The following is a 23,877-nucleotide window of genomic DNA, read 5'->3' on the forward strand; positions in this document are numbered from 1 at the left end:
TCCATGTTGACCATCTTGCTGCTGGTGATCTTCGCCGCACTGGTGTTCGAGTTCATCAACGGGTTTCACGATACCGCCAACTCGATTGCAACGGTCGTCGCCACCAAGGTCCTGAGCCCGGGCAAGGCCGTGATGCTGGCCGCCTCGATGAACCTGGTCGGCGCGTTCTTCGGCACCGCAGTGGCCAAGACCATCTTGTCGGGCCTGATTGACACCGAAGTGGTGCAAGTCACCTCGCAAATCATCCTGTGCGCACTGATGGGCGGCATCACCTGGAACCTGATCACCTGGTGGTTGGGCCTGCCGTCCTCGTCCTCGCATGCACTGATCGGCGGCCTGTGCGGCGCCGCACTGTCGGCCTCTAACTTCAATTGGCATTCGCTGATCTGGGCCCAAAAAAGTGCCGAAGGCTGGACCCACAACAAAGGCATCCTGTGGAAGGTTGTGATGCCGATGGTCTCCTCGCCCATAGCCGGCTTTCTGCTCGGCGTACTGATCCTGGCGGTGCTGTACGCACTCATTGCCGGCCTCGCCAAACTCGGCGGCCCCCTCGGCCGTCTGGCCCGCCCGCGCTGGGTCAATGGCTTTTTTGGCAAGGCGCAATTGGCATCGGCCGCCTACATGGGCCTTGCACACGGCAGCAACGACACGCAAAAGACCATGGGCATCATTGCGCTGGCCCTGTTCGGCGCCCAGTCGGCCGGCACCTTGAACGACCTGCCCGCATGGCTCGCGTTCCTGCACCCCAGCAGCACCAGCGGCGAACACATTGACTCATGGATCATCGGCACCTGTGCCCTGGTGATGGCTGCAGGCACGGCCACTGGCGGCTGGCGCATCATCAAGACGCTGGGCCACAAGATGGTCAAGCTGCAACCCATCGACGGCTTTGCTGCCGAGACCGCATCCGCCACCATCCTGGTCACCGCTGCCCATTTCGGCATGCCGGTCTCGACCACGCACAGCATCTCCACCGCCATCATGGGCGTGGGCTTTGGCAAAAACCCGCGTGCGCTCAAGATCACGGTGATCGAGCGCATCATCTGGGCCTGGATCCTCACGATCCCCGCCGCCGCAACCGTCGCCTACCTGCTTTACAAGATCGTGCACGCCTTGGGTTGGGCGTAAGTGGCTGGTTCAACACCAGCGCTTAGCGATCGCGAGCGATGGGATAACTCAGCTCGCAGAACGGTAAATTCGCCTCGACTCAGCGGTTGTCGATGAGGGTCGTGTTTTTGACACGCCCGGATTCGATATCGAGGCGGAGCTCCTGCTCGTACGTGCTCTCGAAACCCATGTGAACGTAGTTAAGCATTTCGCCACGTGGAACGACTAGCGTGCCGCTGTACCAATCGGCGTGAATCGCCTCGCCGTCGCGGATACCGAGCGTGCCCTCAATACTGACCAAATACAGCTGACCGTCACGGATCTCCCAGGTACCAATGTAGCCGCGCCAACAGGCAGTGGTACCCGAGATCCAGCTAACGTCTGCGGGGTCGCGGCGGTAAAGACGCGGATGCTGCAGCGGAAGCGGCGGACACGTCATCAGGGACGTCAATTCGCCATTGAGTATCAGGCGTTCGTGAACTTGCGCGGTCATGAGGCTGGCCCTAGGCGAACTATTTAAACTTGTACCGCAACCAACGATGACTCTCTATGATAATGGCTACTAAACGAACTTAATTCCCGCAAGGTAGCAGGTGCTTTAAGAGAGAGCTATGACGCGACCGGAACCATATTGGAAAGTACTGAGAAGCATCGGTAGGTAGCAACGATGAATAGCACGATTGACACGCAGTCAACCAAAAAGTCAATCCAGTATTTATTCGACAAGCTATCGGCACACCGATAGATGCGAGTCGATCGAAACGATGGCGTTATGTCCCCATAATACGCTGCCCACATGACAGACTTATTCACTGCCGAGAGCGCCACCTGCAGAAACACACCTAATAAGAATAGCGCAGCAACGAGCTTAAGGCTCCCTGCCCTTGCTAATGCCTGCCAAATGACGCTCTGACTTAGAAACAATACGAGTGCGCCTATTCCATATGCGACTAGCCAACTCCTAAGAACGGACGCATGTAGTGCATATGCAGAATAGCGATCCGAAACGACTATTTCTGCTCCACTCTTGAGTTGATCCACCTGGTTTGATTTCATGCGGTGTACCCCTGCGATGACAGTTCTATATCGATCGCCCCACTTAGAGAATTCTTCAGCATGCCTACACTGCTGAAATGTTACGCTATTCGGTGGTAGACGACGGATATAGGTATTGTTGAAACCCTACAAATGCATCCCGGATCTGATCCGGCGTGCCGAGCTCGGCGAATGCGTCGTTGATCGCGTAGTATTTGAGTTGCAACAAGGGCGCCAACTTGTCCAGCGACAATTCATCAACACCTTCGGACACATAGTGGTCCAATACGAAGTCGAGGAATGCAGCGCGGCGGTCGCTGACATATTCCTGGCTGATTGAAGACTTGGCGAACTCGGCGCGCTTTGCGCGCGTGATCGGTGCGCGGGCATATGCAACGTAAGCGAGAACATCAAAGACATCGGAGTCTTCGGCTTCAATGGCTTGTTGCATCGCGGTCAATGCATCGCGGGAGAAGCCCTTGTCGGATAACCCACTTAGAAGCGACCCACGAGTTTCGGGGTCGGCCCAGATGCGGCGTAGCTCGTCTTCGTCTTTGAAGAAGTCAGGTAGAACACCGAACATCGACTCGAGGAACTGTCCAGCGGACATCGGGCGGCCATCGGCGCTCCAAAAAGTCGTGACCATCATGCTCTGGATCTTGCGTTCCTTGCCATCGGCCAAACGCACGCTGGCGCGGGTTGGACGTAGCGCGGGATCAGGGCGTGGTTGTGAATCACCGTCTGCCTGATCCACTGTATCTCTTGCACCGCGCGGCTCTATAGGTTCGGACGACAGCGGGTCACCGTCCCATTCCGGATCGCTAAAATGCTCATGAGCACGCACAAAGTCATATATGGTGAAGTAATCCTTACCTTCGTAAAGGCGCGTACCACGACCGACAATTTGCTTGAACTCAATCATCGAGTTCACAGGACGCATCAGGACGATATTGCGTACATTTCTCGCATCGACACCGGTCGATAGTTTCTGGGACGTCGTCAAAATCGCCGGTATCGTTTTTTCGTTGTCCTGAAAGTCATGTAGATACTCTTCGCCACGCGCCCCATCATCGGCAGTCACACGAACACAGTAGAGCGGGTCGGAGACCTTTTTATTCTGGTTGATCAGATCACGAACTAGTCCGGCGTGTTCTTGCGTGGCACAAAAGACCAACGTTTTTTCGTACGGACCAACTAACTCCATCCATGTACGAACTCGATATTCTTCACGCTCACGAATCTCGATGGATCGATTGAAATCTGCCTCTGTATATAACTTACCTGCGATGATTTCGCCCTCGACCAGTGCATCGTCGGGAGTATAGACATAGTCGTCCAAGGTAGTTGCAATTTGCTTAACGCGAAACGGCGTCAGAAAGCCATCATTAATTCCTTCGCGTAAGGAATACGAATAAACTGGTTCGCCGAAGTATGTGAATGTATTGGCATTCTGCCGGCGCAACGGCGTCGCAGTAAGGCCGAGTTGAACGGCTGGCTCAAAGTACGTTAGGATCTCGTGCCACGAGCTTTCATCTTTCGCACCACCTCGATGACACTCATCTACGATGATGAAATCGAAGAAGTCCGGCGGATAGTCACCGAAATACGGCGTTTCACCAGGACCGCTCATGAACGTCTGGAAGATCGTGAAGAACACGCTCCCGTTCGTCGGGACACGACCGTTCTGACGGATTTGATCCGGTGCGATTCGCACCAAGGCATCATCATCAAACGCGGAGAATGAGTTATAGGCTTGGTCTGCGAGAATGTTTCGATCGGCCAAAAATAGAATCCGTGGCCGACGCGTCGGCTCGCCATCACTCTGCCAGTCGGTTAAATTCCACTTCGCGTGAAACAGTTTCCAGGCCAGCTGAAACGCAATAAACGTCTTGCCAGTACCCGTCGCGAGCGTCAGAAGGAGGCGTGATCTTCCCGATGCTATGGCATCGAGCACACGCTTGACTGCTACATCTTGGTAGTATCTTCCCTGCCATGTACCACCCTTATCCTCGAACGGAATTGCCGCAAAGCGATCGCGCCAACGATTGGCCTTAGCAAACGTGCGGCCCCACAACTCGTCCGGCGATGGAAAATCGGAAACATCACCCTCCTGCCCCGTCTCCATATCGATGCCGTAGATTGCATTGCCATTAGCAGAGTACGTAAATCGAATATCCAACATGCCTGCATAGGACTTCGCCTGCATGACACCGTCGTTTACCGGCAGGTCGCGCGCCTTTGCCTCGATGACCGCCAGCTTGATGTTGCGATACACGAGAACGTAATCTGCAATTTCTGCCCTCGCCCGCCGGCCAGCGCCATGGATGCGCCCAGGACTAATCTGAAACTCCCGGCGAATCACACTACCGTCAACGACGCCCCAACCGGCCCGCTTCAATGCAGGATCGATCAGTTCGGCGCGAGTCTCTGATTCGTTCATTATTCCCCTTACAGCTCCTTATCTTAGCGTGTTCACATTTCTCTGAAGCAGCCGGATAGGTTCCTCCTAGCATCAAGAACGAATCAAGAAATTACCCACCCCAAAGAATTCAGCAACTTATTGATTTTACTACTTTTTTCTATAACCTGAACGATTTCTAGGCGCCATAGTCAAAACCCAATCAAGAACTTTTATGCCCAGATTGGCACGTAGCCGGCTCGTAGGTGTTCAGGATCAGCGTGGCGGATCAGGCCGGCGTCCAGTGTTTTGTTAATAACAGCTGTGGCCATTGCCGCGTTCTTGGGATCGATACCGAAACGGGCACACAACGACGCGTTTTTCATCCTATCGCCACGTAGCGCCTTCAGGACGGCATGGAAGTAGCAAGCACGGACGCGCTCATCCGGGCTCATTTCTGCAAATTTACGAGGCCCATACAAGATAACCTGCATCGAGGACTCCTCAGCTCGCAACCAGGGCGCAGGCAACTGGAATACCTCCACTAGCTGGATGACCTTGTCCAATCCGCTACCTTGCTCCTCGCAGATGTTCATGCGACGCATCAACGAAGCCAACGCCTCGTTGCGCGACCGCGGCGGAAGATCAACCATTCGCTCTGGCTTGATCAACGGCTGCCCCGGATTGCCGATCTCGAGCCGCTGATCGAACAACTCGATTTGTGGACCAGCACCCGCTATTGTCATGTCCTGATGTATCAGTGCATTGGCTACCAGCTCGCGAATCGCCAGCTCAGGGAAAAGCGGATGCGACTCGCGCAACGCCGAACCGATGTGTTCGTTTCGTGGCAAGAGTCCGTTAATGGATTCGATCAAGGTCTCGAATCCAACGGCATACCCCTTCTTCATATCGAGTCGGTGCGTTACTGGCTGTGCGCGCGTACTTCCTGCATACGCCACAAAACGTACGGCCTTGCGAGCGATGTGTATCGGGAATTCATCCAAGTTGTTGGCGAGCAGGATCGCGCCAAGATTCGTGATGCTCCAGCGTCCCCCAACGTCGGAGACAATTGCGCGCTCGGCGGCCAGCTTGTCGAAAATACCGGCGCGATTGTCCGGCAAAGGCTGATCGGTCAAACGGAAGTATTGACTGTAGTCCAGCCGCCTAAGCACGTCGTCACCAGTGACGTAGCGCATCGCAGTATCCTGCTCCCAACGATAGGGGCGCATGCGCTCGATAAGTTTTTGATGTCGCTCCGGGTAATCTGCCAACTTGGGGGTTGCACTGCCTATACGGATATACGCGATGTTGTTGAATGAGACTGGCGACCCCGTGGCAGCTGGAACTTCCAGAAGAACTACCCGCCCATTGGGGTGCGCCACACTCCGAAACTCGAAAGCAAGGCTAGGCTGCAGGCAATTGGCGAGCCACAACGACAGTGGCTGACCACTGATCTTTTCAGCATCGGGCTCGAATGATGTGCCAACCACCTCGTGCGTTGCATCATCAATACCCCATAACATATATGCACAATCTTGAGATTCGAATCGCGCTGCATTGGACAATGCAGAACACCGCTTGCCGATGCCATTTGGTTCTGCATTATCTCGTTTGAACTCCATCCAGGCAGTCTCGGCCGGGAGTCGTCGTAGCTCATCTATCAAGTCGATATCGCGATTAGTCATGCTTGTCGTTTCGAATGCACTGATCACAGCTGTCCAGAGAAAGCGCGCTGCAGCAGAGATTGCTTGAGTTCGTCCAGGGCGGCGAGTTTGCGGGTGTAGAGGGATTCGAGGCGTGCGACTTCGTATCGCAATGTGTCGAGTTCAGAGGAGATTCGCTCCTGCCCCACAACGCTCGGAAGCTCTAATGCGTAACGGAACAGATGGTCGCGGTTTACTTTTGGCATTCCCGCGCGTGCGGAACCCTTGATGGCGTAATCAGTGAATGGCTTACTCAATAGCAGCCAGTAAAGGAAGTCACGCGTAGCCTGGCCATCGATTGGCGCAAGTGGATACATATCTGCGCTGCAAATTCCGCTGAACTCTGGGCGCGCTACCTTTTCAAGGTACGGGCGAATCTTGCTGTAAAGCACCATCGTTGTATCGAACGGGAACTTGCCTGAGATCAAGCCTTCCTCGCCTGAGGTCCTCAGATCAATCAACCTGCCCGTCTTCGATTCGATGTTGCCCGCACCGACATGGATCGTATCGACGTATTGGGGCTGGCGCGGATCAACCAGCATGGACGTAATTGTGCAGACCTCATCAAGCCGCTTGGCTTTCCACCCTTCATGATGTCCGGAAAAAACCTGCGACAACTTCTTGTCGAAAAGGTCAACCGCGTTCTGCAGATTCTTCTCGGCATTGGCCTTGGCGGTGGCGATGCCCGCAAACGCTTCGTCGAGGATGGCGACAATGCGGTGTTGCTCCGGCAGTGATGGGTGCCGAAACTCAATTTCCTTCAGCTTCCCACCGGACAGTTCTTTGAACGTTGCTCCCGTACCGAGGCTTTCAAGCAGCGGCACATTCGCCAGCAGGAAGTAATACGCGAACTTGGTGTGGATTCCTCTCTTGGGCACCAATCCCTTGCAACCCTGATTGAACGCCATCGGCACTTTATTGATGACCAGATGACCGATCGGCGCACGCGAGGACAGGATGATCGAGTTCGCAGGTACCAGTTCTGCGCCAACGCGCAGGCCTTCATCGGTGAGCGAACGTCGGCTTTCCGACAGATACGGTCTGTCCAGCCCACCCATTTCCGCTGGCGTGATCCATTGATGCGGGCCATCCCAATAGGAAGCAACGCCGGTCTTGGGCGTGCCGCCATTGACCACACGAAAGACATCCCCAATCGGCTTGGTCTCCCAACTCATACCAACGTCCTGATCTTCGCAAGCACCTGCGCACTCTCCGCATCCAGCACCGCAATTTCATCGAGGATCTCGCGCGGGCTGCGCTGCGCCGCCACCTCCGCGGCGTTCGGATTCTTCACCGACAGGTCGAACGTGACCTGATCGACGGTCGCTGCGTCCACCGTCCAGCTTTTCGCCGAATCGGCAAACGTCTTCTGCAGTTCAACGAACTCCACCAAGTCCGCATAGGCAAGCGGATTGGTCTTGCCCATGTTGCGTCCGGGATCCAACTGATAGAACCACGTGCGACGCGTCGGCGCGCCCTTCTCGAAGAACAGCACCACCGTCTTCACCCCCGCACCCTGGAACGTGCCGCTGGGGCAATCCAGCACCGTGTGCAGATTGCATTCGGCCAGCAGCTTGCGGCGCAGGCTGGTGCTGGCGTTGTCGGTATTGGACAGGAAGGTGTTCTTGATGACGATGGCCGCGCGCCCGCCGGGCTTGAGCATGCGGATGAAGTGCTGCAGGAACAGGAACGCGGTTTCCCCGGTCTTGATCGGGAAATTCTGCTGGACCTCCTTGCGCTCCTTGCCACCGAACGGCGGGTTGGCCAGCACGATGTCCTTCTGGTCCTTCGGCTGGATGTCGTTGAGGTTCTGGCCCAGGGTATTGGCGTGGACGATGTTGGGCGCCTCGATCCCGTGCAGGATCATGTTCATGATGCCGATAACGTAGGCTAGGGACTTCTTTTCTTGCCCATAAAACGTCCGATCCTGCAGCACTCTGACGTCTGATGTACTAAGCCTGCCTTGCTTTAGGTAGTCGAACGCTTCGCAAAGAAACCCGGCGCTACCACAAGCCCCGTCATAAATTGACTCTCCAATCTGGGGATCCACAACCCGAATCATCGCGCGAATCAAAGGTCGCGGCGTGTAATACTCACCACCATTGCGCCCAGCATTGCCCATGTTGCGGATTTTTACTTCGTACAGATGGCTCAGCTCATGCTTCTCAGCACTCGTCCCAAAACGTAGCTCATCAACGCGTTCAACTACTTCCCGCAGGTTGTATCCCGATTGAATCTTATTGTGAATTTCCCCAAAAATTTCACCGATCTTGTACTCGAGAGTCTGCGGGCTATTGGCTCGCTCTTTGAAGCCTTTTAGGTACGGAAACAATCTGCTATTTACAAAATCGATCAGATCGGGCCCTGTCAAAGCCTTGTTGTGGTCCAAGTGGCCACTGGCATTCTTTGGAGCCGCCCACGTATCCCATTTTGCCCATTCCTCAAGCAACCATGCGTGCTGTCGTCTTTCAAGCCCGGCAATCCCGGCCTTTGTCGACTCAAGCTCATCGAGGTACTTCAGGAACAGCAGCCACGAAGATTGCTCCGTGTAATCAAGCTCACTGGTACACCCTGCATCCTTGTGCAAAATGTCATCTATATTCTTAAAAACTCTCTCAAACACGGTTCCACAACCCAAATTAACCTTCGCCGTCCTGCCATTTCAAACCTGGCGAACATTAGGTGTCTAGCAAGAACACATTGGATAAATTACTCATTTCGGGATTTCGCTCCCATAGCCTGATCCTTTGATCATCCCAGTCCGTGAGAAGCTGTGTTTTTGTTAGATCACCGCCATTCTCAGAATACAGCGTTACGTACCTCTGTGGCGTGCCACAGAACGTTGAATAACGGGAAATTGCATCCGTAACCGTGTCGCGAGCTGCAGTGATATCTAACTTTCTCAAGTCTCTTGATCTCGCAAATACCCTGCTAATCGCCGCCATGTACACTCTCAGTGCACTCTTGAGCTCAACCGATTCTGGCATTTCATTAAGCACGGTCTTCTTGAATCCACTATTCTCAGATATCTTGCTCTTGTTTGCCGTAAACGAAAGCCGAAGATTCACGACTGGTGAGTTAAATGGATCTGGTTTCGATGCAGACGTTGAATAGCCATGTACGCTACCACCATGGTGAAGGATGTGATTCCTAAGTGCCTCAACGAATCGATACTCAAAGGACGTGTCATATTCTGCCGACAAGAACCCCTTAATCTGCTGCTTAATTTCCTTGGCTTCAGCATGGTTGGAGCTGAAGTCGGATGCGAGCTTTTCAATTACGTGCTTGGCCGCCGTTACAAATCCAAATGTCGCCTTCTCCAGTTTTAATCGATTCTCAAAAAATCGCTCGTAGCTAAAATCTCGATCGAGCTTGTTTTCAAGCGTAATCGCTAGGATTTCCAGCTCTAGGTCATAGAAATAGCGCTTACAGATCTCAAAGCGCTCCTCCGTCCTAAGCGCACAAGTCAGTAACGCACTTGCGCTGCGAATTTTCTCGTATTCCGCCTCGGTAATATCAAACTTAGGGTTATTGTCGAGCGTGCCCGGGTGAAGATACCACCTCATTGAGAACTCCAATTTCAGCATTGAAATTCAAACATTAGCAGGTGAAAATCTCGACAGATGACACAGCAGCATCAAGAATACCGCCACTCTTTCGGGGGCGGAGCCTTGAATTTCACCCCGGAAGTATGGAGTGTTGGCTGGATAGCGAAGCGTTTAGCAGCGGCGTGCGCGAGTTCTGTTTCACCGGCGTTGGCAAAACTCAGCATCTCGCCGATATCGCTGGTGGACGGATTGAACCGGGGCGAAATGCCTAAGGCAATAAGGCACGATCAGATGCGGCTCAGTGCACCTGATGGATCAAATTGCGGATGTTCTTAGCTCGCTAGTATCCTTCAACTCCCGCTATTGCGACGGCATTGAGCTCGAGTGCGGAGGGGAGACTAGTCGCCGGACTTTTGGGGGGCCTCGGCTTCCTGCTCTGCCTCGGCTTTCTCCATCGACGCGAAGAGGTCTTCCTTGTGGTCCCGGCAATAAGCGGTGGAGGCAGCTACGAATTGGGCGCGTTGCTCGGCCTTGGCTTCATCGGTGCTCACAGTCGGGCTGTCGTACGCAACCTCGACAAGCGGAGCAAGCCCGATCTTGCTTAGGGTGGCCAGCGCGTGCGACTTGGGGACCCCTTTTTGCTGGCCGATCATGAGCCCACTGGATTCAACCCCTCCCGGAGCACACGACAGTATTTGTTCAGACTAGCTGAGTTGGCTTGAGACGATTTGCAGACGTCGCTCTAACCGTTTTAGACGTTTGTACACCATGGCGTACGGCTCCTCGATCGAAAGGGCTCTGATACATCGTGCGAGCTAGCCCTCTCTCGCAATGAGTCGCTCGCATGCAACTTGCATCTCAGAAACGACGCTCATTCCGTAGGCCTGTGAAGCCTTCATAACCGGACCGACCAGACGATTTGGCGGCAGATCCAGAAACGCCATGTCGATGACATCACGTGAGAACACGCTATCGTCTCGACCTCGATCCGCATTGGCCAGCAACTTGCAGGCCGCCAAGTCCTGAAGACTCAGCGTGGATACACCGCAGACTTTATCTGCCCGACCCGGCACCGAAAAATCAATTCGCGCCTCGTTTACGATTTCAAATTTAATGGGTCTAGGGCCAATATCTACTGCACTACGGATGCCATATTGATCGGCCCGCCATTCGCGCGTAAGTCGCAGCGCAGGCGCAGCCTCCCGAAGAATCGGCGACATGTCATTGCGTCCGTTCAAGCGATGTCTAAGGGCGCGATATTGTTCAAGATCTGCTACAAGAAAATCAATATCGACAGATTCCCGATATTCCTCTTTCCGAAGTGCAATAGCCGTCCCGCCTCCAAACCAACAGGCATGCTCTCTCAGTAGGGAGCTATCCAATGAAGTCAGCACAACTTCAATGAACTGATGATGGGACCGCTCAAACACCGGGAAGCACCTCGTCGAAGACCTGCTGCAAAGCCGTCAGCAATTGCAGCTCTTCATCCGTCAACGCCCCAACATCCAAATGACGGATGTTGCGCCTATAGATACCAAACGCCTCACGAGGTGTCAGTGCATCGACGTGCTCGCCTACTTGCCATGCAAGTGTTCGAAGACCCGGGTACTTCGCCAGTTCAATTTGAAGTGGCAGATGGCCTTCAGCATCGCTGGGGGCGCCCGCGTCTTCCACACGCATAGTCAGCTTCAATCCCAAGACCTCCGCCGCCGCGGCCAAGTGCGCCAGTGCCACGCCCGGCTCGCCTTTCTCTAGACGATGCCATGTGAGGCGCGACATCCCGGCAGACTCCGCGGCCGTTGTCATGGTGATATTCAAAGCGTTTCGACGCTCACGCAATAGACGACCCAACTCTTGAGTCATTGCGTTTGTGCTTGGCGCCCAGTGGGCGGGTTGTCTAGCCATATCAATAGATCCTTAAACTATGTATCTTAGTATATACATTTATCTACTATTGTATAATAAACGATACATATCTATCCGCACAATGATCTTTCAGATTGAGGACTAAAGCTAACGCGCTTATCGGAAGATGAGCCCATTTGCACGGATAAAAAAACCCCGCCGAATTTCCCCGGCGGGGTTTTTGATTTGCAGCTTTGGATTTTTTCAGTCACCCCGGAACGAACACAACCGGACGCTCTCAGACGAGGGGCGCGGAACCGAAGGTTCCGGCCGGGCGGCGGGTGAGGCCATTGGCGCAGCCGACATCCGCAGCCCCGCGCGGCGCTAGCTCGCGTGGGGTGAGGACAGGAGGCGGAGCCAATGGCCTCACCCGCCCACCTGTCCGGAAGCAAGGACTCTTAGAAGTCCATGCCGCCCATACCACCCATACCGCCGGCACCCGGCATCGCAGGCTCATCAGCCTTCGGTGCTTCGGTGATCATGGCTTCGGTGGTGATCATCAGGCCGGCGATCGACGAAGCGTTTTGCAGCGCCGTACGCGTGACCTTGGTCGGATCCAGGATGCCGAATTCCAGCATGTCGCCGAATTCGCCGGTTGCAGCGTTGTAACCGAACGAACCCGAACCGTCGACCACCCGATTCAGGATGACCGAAGGCTCTTCGCCGGCGTTGGTGACGATTTCACGCAGCGGAGCTTCCATGGCGCGCAGAGCGATCTGGATACCGTGGTTCTGATCTTCGTTGGCACCCTTCAGACCGGCGATGGCAGCCTTGGCGCGCAGCAGTGCAACGCCGCCGCCCGGGACAATGCCTTCCTCGACGGCCGCACGGGTTGCGTGCAGTGCGTCTTCGACGCGAGCCTTCTTTTCCTTCATTTCGACTTCGGTCGCGGCACCGACCTTGATCACTGCAACACCGCCGGCCAGCTTGGCCACGCGTTCCTGCAGCTTTTCACGATCGTAGTCCGACGAGGTTTCTTCGATTTGTGCCTTGATTTGCTTGATGCGCGCTTCGATGTCGCCGCCGTTGCCGGCACCGTCGATGATGGTGGTGTTTTCCTTGGAGACTTGGATCTTCTTGGCGCGGCCCAGATCGTTGATCGTGGCCTTGTCCAGTTGCAGACCGACTTCTTCGGAGATCACGGTACCGCCGGTCAGGACGGCCATGTCTTCGAGCATTGCCTTGCGACGGTCACCAAAGCCCGGAGCCTTGACGGCGCAGACCTTGACGATGCCGCGAATCGTGTTGACCACCAGCGTAGCCAGCGCTTCGCCTTCGACGTCTTCAGCGATGATCAGCAGCGGCTTGCCGGCCTTGGCCACGCCTTCGAGGACGGGCAGCAGGTCACGGACGTTGGAGATCTTCTTGTCGTGCAGCAGGATGAACGGGTCGTCCAGTTCAGCAGCCATCGACTGTTGGTTGTTGACGAAGTACGGCGACAGGTAACCGCGGTCGAACTGCATGCCTTCGACGACGTCCAGCTCATTTTCCAGGCCCGAACCGTCTTCAACGGTGATCACGCCTTCCTTACCGACCTTGTCCATCGCTTGGGCAATCAGGTCACCGATGTTGGAGTCGCTGTTGGCCGAGATGGTACCGACTTGAGCGATTTCCTTGGAGGTGCTCGAAGGCTTGCTCAGGTTCTTGAGTTCAGCGACGGCTGCAGTCACGGCCTGGTCGATACCGCGCTTCAGATCCATCGGGTTCATGCCGGCGGCAACAGCGCGCAGACCTTCACGGATGAAGGCTTGGGCCAGCACGGTGGCAGTGGTGGTGCCGTCACCGGCGTTGTCGGAGGTCTTGGAAGCGACTTCCTTGACCATTTGCGCGCCCATGTTCTCGAACTTGTCAGCCAGTTCGATTTCCTTGGCGACGGACACGCCGTCCTTGGTGATGGTCGGGGCGCCGAAGCTCTTGTCCAGAACCACGTTGCGGCCCTTAGGACCCAGGGTTGCCTTGACGGCGTTAGCCAGCACGTTCACGCCGCGCAGCATCTTGGCGCGCGCGTCTTCACCGAAGCGGATATCTTTTGCAGCCATTTCTTTGACTTCCTATTACTTAAATTGAATGAATGTCTAAATCAAAAATCAAAAATCAAAAAAGGTCCGGCTTCACTTCGCCGAGGGCATCCGATTTTTGTATTTTTGTTTTTTGTTTTTTGTTTTACTTCGCGGCTCGCTTAGGCGATGACTGCGAAGATGTCGTCTTCTTTAACGACCAGCAGATCCTGGCCATCGAGCTTGATTTCGGTGCCGGCGTACTTGCCGAACAGCACTTCGTCGCCAACCTTGACTTGCGGGGCGCGGACGGTGCCGTTGTCCAGGGTCTTACCGGCGCCCACAGCGACGACTTCACCACGGATTGGCTTTTCGGTGGCCGAATCAGGGATCACAATGCCGCCGGCGGACAGCTTTTCTTCCTCTTTGCGCTTAATGACAACGCGGTCGAACAAAGGTTGGATGTTAGCCATTTCAAACTCTCTAAATAGTTGATATTTCAGGAAAATTTCCGTTCCGTTAGCACTCTTTGGTAAATGAGTGCCAGCGGACCTGTTTCTGAAGTTGGGGGGCGGCCATGGCATTTCAAGGCCTCGGCGATAAAAAAGACGCCCAATCGGGGATGCCGTCCGCATTCGGTAGGCGCCCAATCGACGATGCCGTCCGCATTCGGTAGAATTGAGCAATGTCTGATACTTCCTTGCGCGCAGCCGTGGCCCGTTTGGGCTTGCTGCTGATCTTGTGTGCCGTAACGCCCTTCGCACGGGCTATTCCGCCGGCAGATCTGCCGCCGGTCGATCAGGTCTTTGGCGTGTCCGCGCGTGCGACTGCGCCCGATCGGATCGAACTGCGGTGGACGATCGCCAAGGGCTTCTATTTATATCGGCATCAGCTCAAGGTCCAAGCCGATGGCAATTTCGGTTCGCCGGTTCTGCACATCCCGGCCGGTGCCAAGCATCGCGATGAGTTCTTCGGCGATGTCGAGACCTACCGCGAGTCGCTGACTGTCCCGGTAACCGGCGTCCCGCGCGGTGCATCCACGGTGCTGACGGTGCGCTACCAGGGCTGCGCCGATGCCGGTCTGTGCTATCCGCCCACCACCAAGACGCTGCGGGTCTCGCTGCCGGCGCCTTCTTCATCCGCCTCCGATGCGTCCGCCAGCGCCGGCTCTCCGTTCGGCGCCCTGTCCCGCGGCGGCGATACCGGTCTGACCAACGGCGTCTCCGGCAGCGGTGTTAGCGGTGGCGGTCTGCTCGGCGCCCGGGGCGGGTCCGTTTCCGCAGCCGACCAGGCCTTGCCGGCCGCTCAGGCTTTCCAGGTCAGTGCCCGCGTCGAAGGCTCGTCCCTCCGCGTCACGCTCGCCCCCGCACCCGGCTATTACCTCTACCGCAACCAGATCCGGGTGCGCACCGCCGCCGGCTCGGCTGTGCGCCTGGGCGCTCCGGTCTGGCCCGCCGCGCGCCTCCACGACGACCCCGAGTTCGGCAAGGTGCCGGTCTATTTCTCGGCAGTGGACTTGCGGGTCCCGCTGACGGCGTCCGCGGCTTCTTCGGCTGCCGGCACCGCTCGTGGCGGGTCGGTCTCGCTGCCGGTGACGGTCGATTTCCAGGGCTGCAAGGACCAGGGCGTCTGCTACCCGCCGATGTCGCGCCGCTTCGAGGTCTCGGTGACGCCGTCCGCGCTCGCCGCTGCTCCGGTCACCGGCGCCGTTGTTGGTGCCGCCACAGGCGCCGCTGCCGCTGCCGCCGCTGCTGCGGTCGACCCTGCATCCTCGGGCACGGGCGCCGCCAGCACCACCGCCGCGGAGACTGTGATCGCGCCGCCGGACGCCACTGCAACGGATACCGCCACCCCGGTCGATCCAGCCATCGCCGACACCGGCGCGGCGTTGCCAACCGCCCCCCCTGCCGGCGCCCCACCAATTTCGGCCGCGCTCGCGCTGCTGCTGGCGCTGCTCGGCGGTCTGGTCCTTAACCTGATGCCCTGCGTCCTGCCGGTGCTCTCGCTCAAGGCGATCGGCCTGGCCAACCAGGCCGCGCACCCGGCCTCAGCCCGACGTCACGCTCTGGCCTACGCCGCCGGCGTGCTGGCCAGCTTTGCCGCGCTGGGCGGCCTGATGCTGGCCCTCCGCGGGCTCGGTGACGCGGTCGGCTGGGCCTTCCAGATGCAGCAACCGCTCGTGGTCGGCTTTCTCGCCCTGCTGATGTTCGCCCTCGGCCTGAGCTTGAACGGCGTCTGGCACGCCGGCGGACGATGGCTCGGCATGGGCCAATCGCTCACCCAGGCCCCCAACTGGAAGGGCGACTTCTTCACCGGCCTCCTCGCCGTCGTCGTTGCAACGCCCTGCATCGCCCCGTTTATGGGCGCCGCACTCGCCTGGGCCCTGTTCGCCCCCGCCGCCCTCGCGGTGCTGGTCTTCGTCGCCATCGGCCTCGGGATGGCCCTGCCATTCCTGCTCATCGGCTTCATCCCGGCACTCGCCCGCTTCCTCCCCCGCCCCGGCGCCTGGATGGACACTTTCAAGCACTGGATGGCCTTCCCGATGTACCTCTCGGCAATCTGGCTCGCCTGGGTTGTCGGCCAACAGCGCGGCCCCCTCGGGATGGCATGGCTATTAGTCGCCGCTCTCCTGATCGCCATCGCCTGCTGGGCCTGGACCCGCGCCGCCCAACTCAGCCGCCCCACCCACCGCCTCCTGGCCCTGGCCGCCCTGGCCCTGGCGCTCCTGACCCTCGTCCACGTGCACCGCCTCCCCGCGCTTTCGTCCCCGTCGTCCCCGTCGTCTCTGTCGTCCCCGTCGTCCCCGTCGTCCCCGTCGTCCGCGGTTTCCCCCTCCGAAGGCACCCCCGAAGCCCCCATCCCCTTCGATCGCGGCCGCATCGCCGACCTGCGCGCCCAGGGCAAAACGGTCTTCGTCAACATCACCGCGGACTGGTGCATCAGCTGCAAGGTCAACGAACGGGCCGTCCTGCACACCGCGGCATTCGCCACCATGCTCCGCGACGCCAACGCCGTCTACATGGTCGGAGACTACACCAACGTCTCCGACGACCTCACCGCCTACCTCGGCGAATTCCGCGCCGTCGGCGTCCCTCTCTACGTGGTCTATCCGCCAACCACCAGGTCGGCCGCCACCCCGCGCGTCCTGCCAACGATCCTGACCCGCGCCACCGTCCGCGACGCCCTCCCGCGCCCGTAAACCCCGCTCCCGCTCACTTTCCGCGCAACCCGACGCAAACCCGGCGCGCCGTCCGCGGCGCTGCACACATCTCGGTCCGGAACACGTGAAAACTGCCCGTGTTTCGATGCGCACCTAGAACGCCCCGTAGACAAAATATCTCCACCGCGGGCACAGAAAATGCACGAACAGTGCGCGCGGGTTTTGCAGCATTTTCCGCTCGCACCCGATATGCACAGCCTGTGCCCCGAGTGATCAATTTCTGATCTTGGGGCGTAAAAAGTGCACGTTTGGGCACGGGCAATTTCCACGTAATTTCAGCGGACATGTCACCGACGCGAGCCGGCGGACATGTGACGAACGCGAGCCGGCGGAGAACGGCAGCGAGTGACGGCGGCGAGACGCTCGGAACCGCAGGCGGCTACACTCGGAATCGGGAGTGATGCGCGCCGCGAGTGAGGACGCATCGCGATTTGAGACCAGAACGCCGAGAGAAAAGAATGACGACGACCGCCGGTAGCCCCCTGCTGATTACGTTTGGTTTGTATTTGGCGCTGATGATTGGCATCGGGTTTTATGCGTGGCGCAAGACGAATAACTTCGACGATTACATTCTGGGCGGACGGAGCCTGGGCGGGTTTGTGACCGCGATGTCGGCAGGCGCGAGCGATATGAGCGGCTGGCTGCTGATGGGATTGCCGGGAGCGATCTACCTGACCGGACTCAGCGAGGCATGGATTGCGGTGGGGCTCGTGATTGGCGCCTGGTGCAACTGGAAGTTTGTGGCCGCGCCCCTGCGCCTGTACACCGAACGCACCGACGACGCGCTCACCCTTCCCGATTTCTTTACGTCGCGGTTTGAGCAAGGCGGCAAGATGCTGCGCGTCATCTCGGCGATGGTGATTCTGGTGTTCTTTGCGATCTATGCGGCCAGCGGGATTGTGGCGGGCGCACGACTGTTCGAGAGCACGTTTGGCATTCCGTATGCGCAGGCGATGTGGCTGGGGGCAGCGGCGACCATCGTCTATACGTTTATTGGCGGGTTTTTGGCCGTGAGCTGGACCGACACCGTGCAGGCGACGCTGATGATTTTTGCGCTCATCCTGACGCCGGTGTTTGTGCTGTTGGCAGTCGGCGGCCCCACCGAAGCGATGGCAGTGACGCGGGCGCAATCGCCTTCGACATTGGAGTGGGTGCAGAGCGGTGGCGCCGTGGCCGTGATCTCCGCGCTGGCGTGGGGGCTGGGATATTTCGGGCAGCCGCACATCCTGGCGCGGTTCATGGCGGCCGACAGTGTCGCCACCATCGCGCCCGCACGACGCATCGGCATGACGTGGATGATCGTGTGCCTCGTCGGCGCCGTGCTGGTCGGCCTGTTTGGCGTCCCGTACTTTCTGGCCAACCCGTCGTTGGCCGGCCCGGTCACCGACAACCCCGAGCGCATCTTTATCGAGCTGAGCCGCCTGCTGTTCAACCCATGGATCGCGGGCATCTTGCTGTCGGCCATCCTAGCCGCGATCATGAGCACCCTTTCGTGCCAGCTGCTAGTCTGCTCCAGCGCCCTGACCGAAGACTTCTACCGCGGCTTCATTCGTCCATCCGCCGGACAGAACGAGCTGGTCTGGTTCGGACGCGCCGCCGTCCTGGTGGTCGCCCTGATCGCGATCTTCATGGCCCGCGACCCGGACAGCAAGGTCCTCGGCCTGGTCAGCTACGCCTGGGCCGGTTTCGGCGCCGCATTCGGACCCGTGATTCTGTTCTCTCTCTACTGGCGACGCATGAACTGGATCGGCGCCCTGGCCGGCATGTTGGTCGGCGCTCTCACCGTAATCCTGTGGAAGTCCTACTCGGGCTCCGAACTCTACGAGATGGTCCCCGGCGTCATCGCCGCCTGCGTGGCAATCGTTCTCGGCAGCCTGATCGGCCCGCCGCCCACCCCGCGCATGCTCGCCGCCCACGACTCCGTCCGTGCCTCGATCCGCGCCTCCGTCGGCGCCTCCGTCGGCGCCGGCACCCGCCCCCGCGCCTCGATCCGCGCCTCCTCCCATTAAACACATCGCCCTTTTTAAGCTGGCGCCTTCGTCAACATCAGTTTTTTCGCGTGAAAACTGCCTATGTTCTAACGCGCACCGAATACGCCCCAAAGACAAAATTTGTCCATTGCGGGCACAGAAAGTGCAGTTTTAGTGCAAATGGCTTTTGCGCCCAACGTTGCGGCTAGATCGCAGCTGCACCGGGTGCAAGCACAGAATCGATGGGGGCACAAGGAGTGCGCATTCGAACACGATCAGTTTTCACGCGAAAAAAGTGGATATGTGATGACCGCCGGCATTTTTCACGCAAAAGAAAGCGTGTGATGACCGTCGGCAATTTCGACGCAAAAACCCGAAAAAAGGGAGAGCGACACCGAGCGAACGGCCGAAGATGTTGATTGACGGTGCGGCGTGCGACAATCGAGACATGCGATCAACGGCAAAATTATTGTGGGTAGCGGCGGCCGGTACGGCGCTGGGTTTGGTGGCCTTGACGGTGGTGGGCGACCGCCATCCGGTGTGGCAATCCGATACCGGGCAGAAAGTGCTTCAAAAGGGCCTGGAAACTGCAGCGCCCGAGCCGCCACCCGGCGTGACCGTGGCCAAGGTTGGCGACAAGATCCCGGCAATGAGTTTGCGGACGATTGGGGGCGACAACCAGCAGCGCCGCGAGCTTAAAGAGATTGCAGACGGCAAGCCGATGCTGATCAACTTCTGGGCGAGCTGGTGTGGGCCGTGTATTCGGGAGATTCCTGAGCTGGTCCGTTATGCGAACTCCGACAAGGGCAAGGAGGTGACCGTGGTCGGTATTGCGCTCGATGAGCCGGCGGCGGCGCAAAGCTTCGTGGATCGGTTCAAGATGAACTACCCGCAGTTGTGGGACGAAATTGGACCCAAGGATGCGTCGGTGACGTTGGGCAATCCGGCCGGGGTGCTGCCGTATTCGGTTCTGATCGGCGCCGACGGCACGCTGCTCAAACAAAAGATCGGACCCTTTGCCGAGGGCGAGATCGACAAATGGGTCGTGGCCGCGCCCTGAAAGCTGGCTAGCGAGACGGGCCGAGAGACCGCCAGCGGGCGGGGAATTGGGTATTGGCGGGGCCTTCGCGGTAATTCAAACGATTGATTAAAATCGGCGAAGTTCGGCGATTTAACGGCAATTTACTAGACAAATAGCGACTAAACCGCCAAACTTCAGGCAACTGAAGTACGGAATTTCCATGGCCGCTGTCCTGCTACTCAACGGACCCAACCTGAACCTGCTCGGCACCCGCGAGCCGGCGGTGTACGGCACCACCACCCTGGCCCAGATCGAGGCCGAGGTCGAGATGCAGGTGCGCCAACGTGGCCATACGCTGAGCGCGTTTCAGTCCAATTCCGAGGCCGAACTGATCGACCGTGTGCAAGGGGCTGCGAGCGATGGGACGGCCTTCGTGCTGATTAATCCCGCGGCGTTTACCCATACCAGTGTGGCCCTGCGCGATGCACTGGCGGCTGTCGCCATTCCGTTTATCGAGATTCACCTGTCCAACCCGCATGCCCGCGAACCATTCCGCCACACGTCCTATTTCAGTGACCTGGCGATGGCGGTGGTGGCCGGGTTTGGGCTTCACTCGTATCGGTACGCCACCGACGCCGCTCTGCGGTACCTGGCCGACGCTGATGCCGACGCTGGCGCTGGCGCCAATGCCGGTGCCGAGAACGCACCCCAATCCTAATCACAAAATAACGACTGACTGAGACCCGCTATGGACCTGCGCAAAATCAAGAAGCTGATCGACCTGCTCGAAGAATCCAACCTCGCCGAGATTGAGATCAAAGAGGGCGAAGAGTCCGTGCGCCTGGCACGCACTGTGGCCGGCACGCCGATGGCTTATGCGCACCCGCCGATGATGCAAGCCCCGGCTATGCAAGCGGCTCCGGCGGCTGCGGCCCCGGCTGCAGCGGCGACGGCCGCCGGTCAAGGCGGCGCTGCCGCCGCCGAACCCGGCGCGTCCCACGCCAATGGCCAACTGGTGCGCTCGCCGATGGTCGGCACGTTCTACAGCTCGCCCGCGCCGGACAAGCCTTCGTTTGTGCAAGTGGGTGACACGGTCAAGGTCGGCGACACGCTGGCCATCGTCGAGGCCATGAAGATGTTCAACCCGATCGAGTCCGAAGTGGCCGGCACGGTCGTTGAAGTGCTGGTGCAAAGTGGCAGCCCGGTCGAGTTCGACCAGCCGCTGTTCGTGATTGCCTGAGGCCCGCGACATGCTCGACAAAGTCGTGATCGCCAACCGCGGCGAAATCGCCCTGCGGATTCTGCGCGCCTGCCATGCCATGGGCATTCGCACCGTGGCCGTGCACTCTACCGCCGACCGCAACCTCAAACACGTCGCCATGGCCGATGAGTCCGTCTGCATCGGACCTGCCGCCTCGATCGACAGCTACCTCAACATGCCGGCGATCATTGCCGCGGCGGAAGTCACCGACGCGCAGGCGATCCATCCGGGCTACGGTTTTCTCTCTGAAAATGCAGACTTTGCCGAGCGCGTTGAGGAATCCGGTTTCATATTTATCGGTCCGAAGGCGGAGACGATTCGCCTAATGGGCGACAAGGTCGAAGCGATTCGTGCCATGCAAGCCGCCGGTGTACCGTGCGTGCCCGGTAGCGGTGGCCCCTTGGGCGATGACGAAGCCGAGAATCATCGCATCGCCGAGGAGATCGGTTATCCCGTCATCGTCAAAGCCGCCGGTGGTGGTGGCGGTCGTGGCATGCGCGTGGTGCACACGGCAGCGGCACTGATCAATTCCATCCAGACCACGCAGACCGAGGCCAAGGCGGCCTTCGGCAATGACATGGTCTACATGGAAAAATTCCTTGAAAATCCGCGTCACGTGGAGATCCAAGTGCTTGCGGATGGGCAAGGTCATGCCATCCACTTGGGTGAGCGCGACTGTTCCATGCAACGCCGCCATCAGAAAGTGGTCGAAGAGGCCCCCGCCCCCGGCATCACTCCCGAGCAACGTGCCGAAATCGGCAAGGTCTGTGTGGATGCGTGCATCAACATCGGCTATCGCGGCGCCGGTACGTTCGAATTCCTCTATGAAAACGGGCGTTTTTACTTCATTGAGATGAATACGCGGATCCAGGTCGAACATCCGGTGACGGAAATGGTGACCGGCATCGATCTGGTGCGTGAGCAGCTGCGCATCGCGGCGGGACATCCCTTGTCGCTCAGGCAAGAAGACATCGTGCTCAACGGCCACGCGATCGAATGTCGCATCAACGCCGAAGATCCCGAATCGTTCCTGCCATCGCCGGGCCTGGTCACGCACTTCCACACGCCGGGCGGCCCGGGTGTGCGCGTCGACTCGCACGTGTACGAAGGCTATCGCGTCCCACCGAACTATGACTCGATGATCGGCAAGCTGATCGTGCACGGTCCGGATCGCGAGACAGCAATTGCGCGTATGCGTGTGGCACTGTCGGAGATGGTAGTCGATGGCATCAAGACCAACGTGCCGCTGCAGCAGCGCATTCTGGCCGATGCCGGCTTCCAGCAAGGCGGCCAGAACATTCACTATCTTGAGAAGCGACTGCGGGAACACAAAGAATCGCATCTCGCGGTTCGCTAACATCTAACGCCTAACAGCCAGCACTAAAGCCAGGAGATCGAATTGGCCTTCCTACAACTGAGCATGAGCTGCAAGCTCGATGATTTCATGCCGCTCGAATCCGCGCTGGAAGCCGTGGGCGCGCTGGCCGTGACCATGAGCGATGCGCATCTCGACGCCGCCGATGAGCAGGCCATTTTTGAACCCGGTGTCGGCGAAACGCCACTGTGGAATGAAATGCAATTGCAGGCTTTATTTCCGGGCGATAGCGATGCCGAGCTGATTCGTGCGGCGTTGGCCAATGCCGAGCCTTCGATGGATTTCAGTGGTGCGACGTTCGACGTGGTCGAGGATCAGGACTGGGAACGCGCATGGATGGACCAGTACGAACCGTTGCAGTTCGGCCAGCGCACCTGGATCGTTCCGTGGAATGCCGAGCTGCCTGCGGCGGCCGCTGAGCAAGGCGAAGAGGCTGCGGTCATCCGTCTGGATCCGGGCTTGGCGTTCGGCTCCGGCACGCATCCTACTACCGCGTTGTGCCTGGAGTGGCTGGATTCGCTGGCCGACGATGGCGTCCTGCAGGGCCGCGAAGTACTGGATTTCGGCTGTGGCTCGGGCATTCTGGCGTTGGCCGCGCTCAAGCTGGGCGCCTCGCGCGCCGTCGGTGTGGACAACGATCCGCAAGCCATCACCGCCACCGCCGACAATGCGCAGCGCAACGGTGTCGCCATCGACGTGTATTTGCCGCAGGATGAACCCGCCGCCACCTACCCCATCGTGGTGGCCAATATCCTGGCCAGCGCCCTGATTGAACTCTCGCCGGTGATCGGCGCGCGGGTGGCTCCGGGCGGTGTGTTGGCCATGTCCGGCATTCTGCACGGCCAGGAAGGCGAAGTCATTGCCGCCTATGCGGACCGCTTCGATGATCTGCGCGCCGATCAGCAGGACGACTGGATGCGCGTCACCGGCCGTCGCCGCGGCTGAGCGCCGTTTCATCGGCCTGCAAAATAGCGCGGAGTACAATGAGCGCTTCAGTTGTGGGGGCACTGTGATGAATTACCTCAAAGATCCGTTCATGGCCACGGACGATATGCTGGGCCAACGCCCGGACACCGACGGCGGTTCGCTGCGGCCGCATGTGGCGCGCAAAGTCCGCCAATTGCTGGCTGACATTGATCCCGAGGTAGTGGACGATCCCAACCTTTATGCCATCGCCCTGCGCGAGTTCGAGATTCCGCTATTCACCGAGGTGCTGAACTTCTGCGGCGGCAACCAGAGCAAGGCAGCCGCGCTGCTCGGCATCCACCGCGCCACGCTGCGCAAAAAGCTGCGGGACTACGGCCTGCACGGTTAAAATAGTGGGCTACGTCCCCAAC

20 protein-coding genes are annotated in these 23,877 nt (G+C 58.5%); 9 read left to right on the forward strand and 11 right to left on the reverse strand.

Annotation, left to right across the window (positions count from 1 at the left end):
- The first annotated feature begins 3 nt into the window (after nt 1-3).
- Nucleotides 4-1,128, forward strand: a complete 1,125-nt coding sequence (locus V3390_RS01875) for an inorganic phosphate transporter (protein ID WP_331703128.1) — start codon at nt 4-6, stop codon at nt 1,126-1,128.
- A gap of 79 nt (nt 1,129-1,207) precedes the next feature.
- Here the strand turns inward: V3390_RS01875 and V3390_RS01880 are convergent, their stop codons facing one another.
- The 11 genes from V3390_RS01880 to groES all read right to left on the reverse strand — a co-directional run bounded on the left by V3390_RS01880 (nt 1,208) and on the right by groES (nt 14,166).
- On the reverse strand, nt 1,208-1,600 hold the full coding sequence (locus V3390_RS01880) for a hypothetical protein (protein WP_331703130.1): 393 nt from the start codon (nt 1,598-1,600) through the stop codon (nt 1,208-1,210).
- 648 nt (nt 1,601-2,248) lie between these two features.
- Complete coding sequence (gene hsdR / locus V3390_RS01885; RefSeq protein ID WP_331703132.1) at nt 2,249-4,582, reverse strand: EcoAI/FtnUII family type I restriction enzme subunit R; 2,334 nt, start codon at nt 4,580-4,582, stop codon at nt 2,249-2,251.
- A gap of 191 nt (nt 4,583-4,773) precedes the next feature.
- Nucleotides 4,774-6,225: an ATP-binding protein gene (locus tag V3390_RS01890; RefSeq protein ID WP_331703134.1), complete on the reverse strand. Its 1,452-nt coding sequence runs from the start codon at nt 6,223-6,225 to the stop codon at nt 4,774-4,776.
- 23 nt (nt 6,226-6,248) lie between these two features.
- The gene (locus tag V3390_RS01895) at nt 6,249-7,418 is read right to left on the reverse strand and encodes a restriction endonuclease subunit S (protein WP_331703135.1); all 1,170 of its coding nucleotides are present in this window, start codon (nt 7,416-7,418) and stop codon (nt 6,249-6,251) included.
- Nucleotides 7,415-8,830: a class I SAM-dependent DNA methyltransferase gene (locus V3390_RS01900; protein WP_331703136.1), complete on the reverse strand. Its 1,416-nt coding sequence runs from the start codon at nt 8,828-8,830 to the stop codon at nt 7,415-7,417. The genes V3390_RS01895 and V3390_RS01900 overlap by 4 nt, the downstream gene beginning before the upstream one ends.
- A gap of 91 nt (nt 8,831-8,921) precedes the next feature.
- Entirely contained in the window at nt 8,922-9,809 is an 888-nt protein-coding gene (locus V3390_RS01905; RefSeq protein ID WP_331703137.1) for a hypothetical protein, read from the reverse strand.
- A gap of 380 nt (nt 9,810-10,189) precedes the next feature.
- Entirely contained in the window at nt 10,190-10,444 is a 255-nt protein-coding gene (locus V3390_RS01910; RefSeq protein ID WP_331703138.1) for a hypothetical protein, read from the reverse strand.
- A gap of 162 nt (nt 10,445-10,606) precedes the next feature.
- Complete coding sequence (locus V3390_RS01915; RefSeq protein WP_331703139.1) at nt 10,607-11,221, reverse strand: nucleotidyl transferase AbiEii/AbiGii toxin family protein; 615 nt, start codon at nt 11,219-11,221, stop codon at nt 10,607-10,609.
- Nucleotides 11,214-11,654, reverse strand: a complete 441-nt coding sequence (locus tag V3390_RS01920; protein WP_331703140.1) for a helix-turn-helix transcriptional regulator — start codon at nt 11,652-11,654, stop codon at nt 11,214-11,216. Before V3390_RS01920 ends, V3390_RS01915 begins: the two co-directional genes overlap by 8 nt.
- A gap of 440 nt (nt 11,655-12,094) precedes the next feature.
- Nucleotides 12,095-13,735, reverse strand: a complete 1,641-nt coding sequence (gene groL / locus V3390_RS01925) for a chaperonin GroEL (protein WP_331703141.1) — start codon at nt 13,733-13,735, stop codon at nt 12,095-12,097.
- 140 nt (nt 13,736-13,875) lie between these two features.
- On the reverse strand, nt 13,876-14,166 hold the full coding sequence (gene groES, locus V3390_RS01930) for a co-chaperone GroES (RefSeq protein ID WP_331703142.1): 291 nt from the start codon (nt 14,164-14,166) through the stop codon (nt 13,876-13,878).
- Nucleotides 14,167-14,378: 212 nt separating this feature from the next.
- On the opposite strand from groES, the gene V3390_RS01935 reads away from it, so the two are divergent.
- The 8 genes from V3390_RS01935 to V3390_RS01970 all read left to right on the forward strand — a co-directional run bounded on the left by V3390_RS01935 (nt 14,379) and on the right by V3390_RS01970 (nt 23,855).
- Complete coding sequence (locus V3390_RS01935; RefSeq protein ID WP_331703143.1) at nt 14,379-16,892, forward strand: protein-disulfide reductase DsbD domain-containing protein; 2,514 nt, start codon at nt 14,379-14,381, stop codon at nt 16,890-16,892.
- 479 nt (nt 16,893-17,371) lie between these two features.
- Nucleotides 17,372-18,922: a sodium/proline symporter PutP gene (gene putP / locus V3390_RS01940; RefSeq protein WP_331703144.1), complete on the forward strand. Its 1,551-nt coding sequence runs from the start codon at nt 17,372-17,374 to the stop codon at nt 18,920-18,922.
- A gap of 373 nt (nt 18,923-19,295) precedes the next feature.
- Nucleotides 19,296-19,943, forward strand: a complete 648-nt coding sequence (locus V3390_RS01945) for a TlpA family protein disulfide reductase (RefSeq protein ID WP_331703145.1) — start codon at nt 19,296-19,298, stop codon at nt 19,941-19,943.
- A gap of 181 nt (nt 19,944-20,124) precedes the next feature.
- Complete coding sequence (gene aroQ, locus V3390_RS01950; RefSeq protein ID WP_331703146.1) at nt 20,125-20,622, forward strand: type II 3-dehydroquinate dehydratase; 498 nt, start codon at nt 20,125-20,127, stop codon at nt 20,620-20,622.
- Nucleotides 20,623-20,652: 30 nt separating this feature from the next.
- Nucleotides 20,653-21,144 carry an acetyl-CoA carboxylase biotin carboxyl carrier protein gene (gene accB, locus V3390_RS01955; RefSeq protein WP_331703147.1) on the forward strand — a complete coding sequence of 164 codons (492 nt, stop codon included), beginning with the start codon at nt 20,653-20,655 and terminating at the stop codon, nt 21,142-21,144.
- Between the two features lie 10 nt (nt 21,145-21,154).
- Nucleotides 21,155-22,522 (forward strand): acetyl-CoA carboxylase biotin carboxylase subunit, encoded by a 1,368-nt coding sequence (accC, locus tag V3390_RS01960; RefSeq protein WP_331703149.1) that lies wholly within the window; start codon nt 21,155-21,157, stop codon nt 22,520-22,522.
- A 42-nt stretch (nt 22,523-22,564) separates the two neighbouring features.
- Nucleotides 22,565-23,485, forward strand: coding sequence for a 50S ribosomal protein L11 methyltransferase (gene prmA / locus V3390_RS01965; protein ID WP_331703150.1), 921 nt, complete (start codon nt 22,565-22,567; stop codon nt 23,483-23,485).
- Between the two features lie 91 nt (nt 23,486-23,576).
- On the forward strand, nt 23,577-23,855 hold the full coding sequence (locus V3390_RS01970; RefSeq protein WP_331703152.1) for a helix-turn-helix domain-containing protein: 279 nt from the start codon (nt 23,577-23,579) through the stop codon (nt 23,853-23,855).
- The last annotated feature ends 22 nt before the right edge of the window (nt 23,856-23,877 follow it).

The sequence above is a fragment of the Aquilutibacter rugosus genome (assembly GCF_036541335.1).
Lineage (GTDB): Bacteria > Pseudomonadota > Gammaproteobacteria > Xanthomonadales > Xanthomonadaceae > Aquilutibacter > Aquilutibacter rugosus.

Excerpts from the sequence above, each read along its gene's own strand:
- V3390_RS01875 (WP_331703128.1), top strand. The coding sequence starts at position 4 with ATGTTGACCATCTTGCTGCTGGTGATCTTCGCCGCACTGGTGTTCGAG.
- V3390_RS01880 (WP_331703130.1), bottom strand. The coding sequence starts at position 1,600 with ATGACCGCGCAAGTTCACGAACGCCTGATACTCAATGGCGAATTGACG.
- hsdR (WP_331703132.1), bottom strand. The coding sequence starts at position 4,582 with ATGAACGAATCAGAGACTCGCGCCGAACTGATCGATCCTGCATTGAAG.
- V3390_RS01890 (WP_331703134.1), bottom strand. The coding sequence starts at position 6,225 with ATGACTAATCGCGATATCGACTTGATAGATGAGCTACGACGACTCCCG.
- V3390_RS01895 (WP_331703135.1), bottom strand. The coding sequence starts at position 7,418 with ATGAGTTGGGAGACCAAGCCGATTGGGGATGTCTTTCGTGTGGTCAAT.
- V3390_RS01905 (WP_331703137.1), bottom strand. The coding sequence starts at position 9,809 with ATGAGGTGGTATCTTCACCCGGGCACGCTCGACAATAACCCTAAGTTT.
- V3390_RS01910 (WP_331703138.1), bottom strand. The coding sequence starts at position 10,444 with ATGATCGGCCAGCAAAAAGGGGTCCCCAAGTCGCACGCGCTGGCCACC.
- V3390_RS01920 (WP_331703140.1), bottom strand. The coding sequence starts at position 11,654 with ATGACTCAAGAGTTGGGTCGTCTATTGCGTGAGCGTCGAAACGCTTTG.
- groL (WP_331703141.1), bottom strand. The coding sequence starts at position 13,735 with ATGGCTGCAAAAGATATCCGCTTCGGTGAAGACGCGCGCGCCAAGATG.
- groES (WP_331703142.1), bottom strand. The coding sequence starts at position 14,166 with ATGGCTAACATCCAACCTTTGTTCGACCGCGTTGTCATTAAGCGCAAA.
- V3390_RS01935 (WP_331703143.1), top strand. The coding sequence starts at position 14,379 with ATGTCTGATACTTCCTTGCGCGCAGCCGTGGCCCGTTTGGGCTTGCTG.
- putP (WP_331703144.1), top strand. The coding sequence starts at position 17,372 with ATGACGACGACCGCCGGTAGCCCCCTGCTGATTACGTTTGGTTTGTAT.
- V3390_RS01945 (WP_331703145.1), top strand. The coding sequence starts at position 19,296 with ATGTTGATTGACGGTGCGGCGTGCGACAATCGAGACATGCGATCAACG.
- aroQ (WP_331703146.1), top strand. The coding sequence starts at position 20,125 with ATGGCCGCTGTCCTGCTACTCAACGGACCCAACCTGAACCTGCTCGGC.
- accB (WP_331703147.1), top strand. The coding sequence starts at position 20,653 with ATGGACCTGCGCAAAATCAAGAAGCTGATCGACCTGCTCGAAGAATCC.
- accC (WP_331703149.1), top strand. The coding sequence starts at position 21,155 with ATGCTCGACAAAGTCGTGATCGCCAACCGCGGCGAAATCGCCCTGCGG.
- V3390_RS01970 (WP_331703152.1), top strand. The coding sequence starts at position 23,577 with ATGGCCACGGACGATATGCTGGGCCAACGCCCGGACACCGACGGCGGT.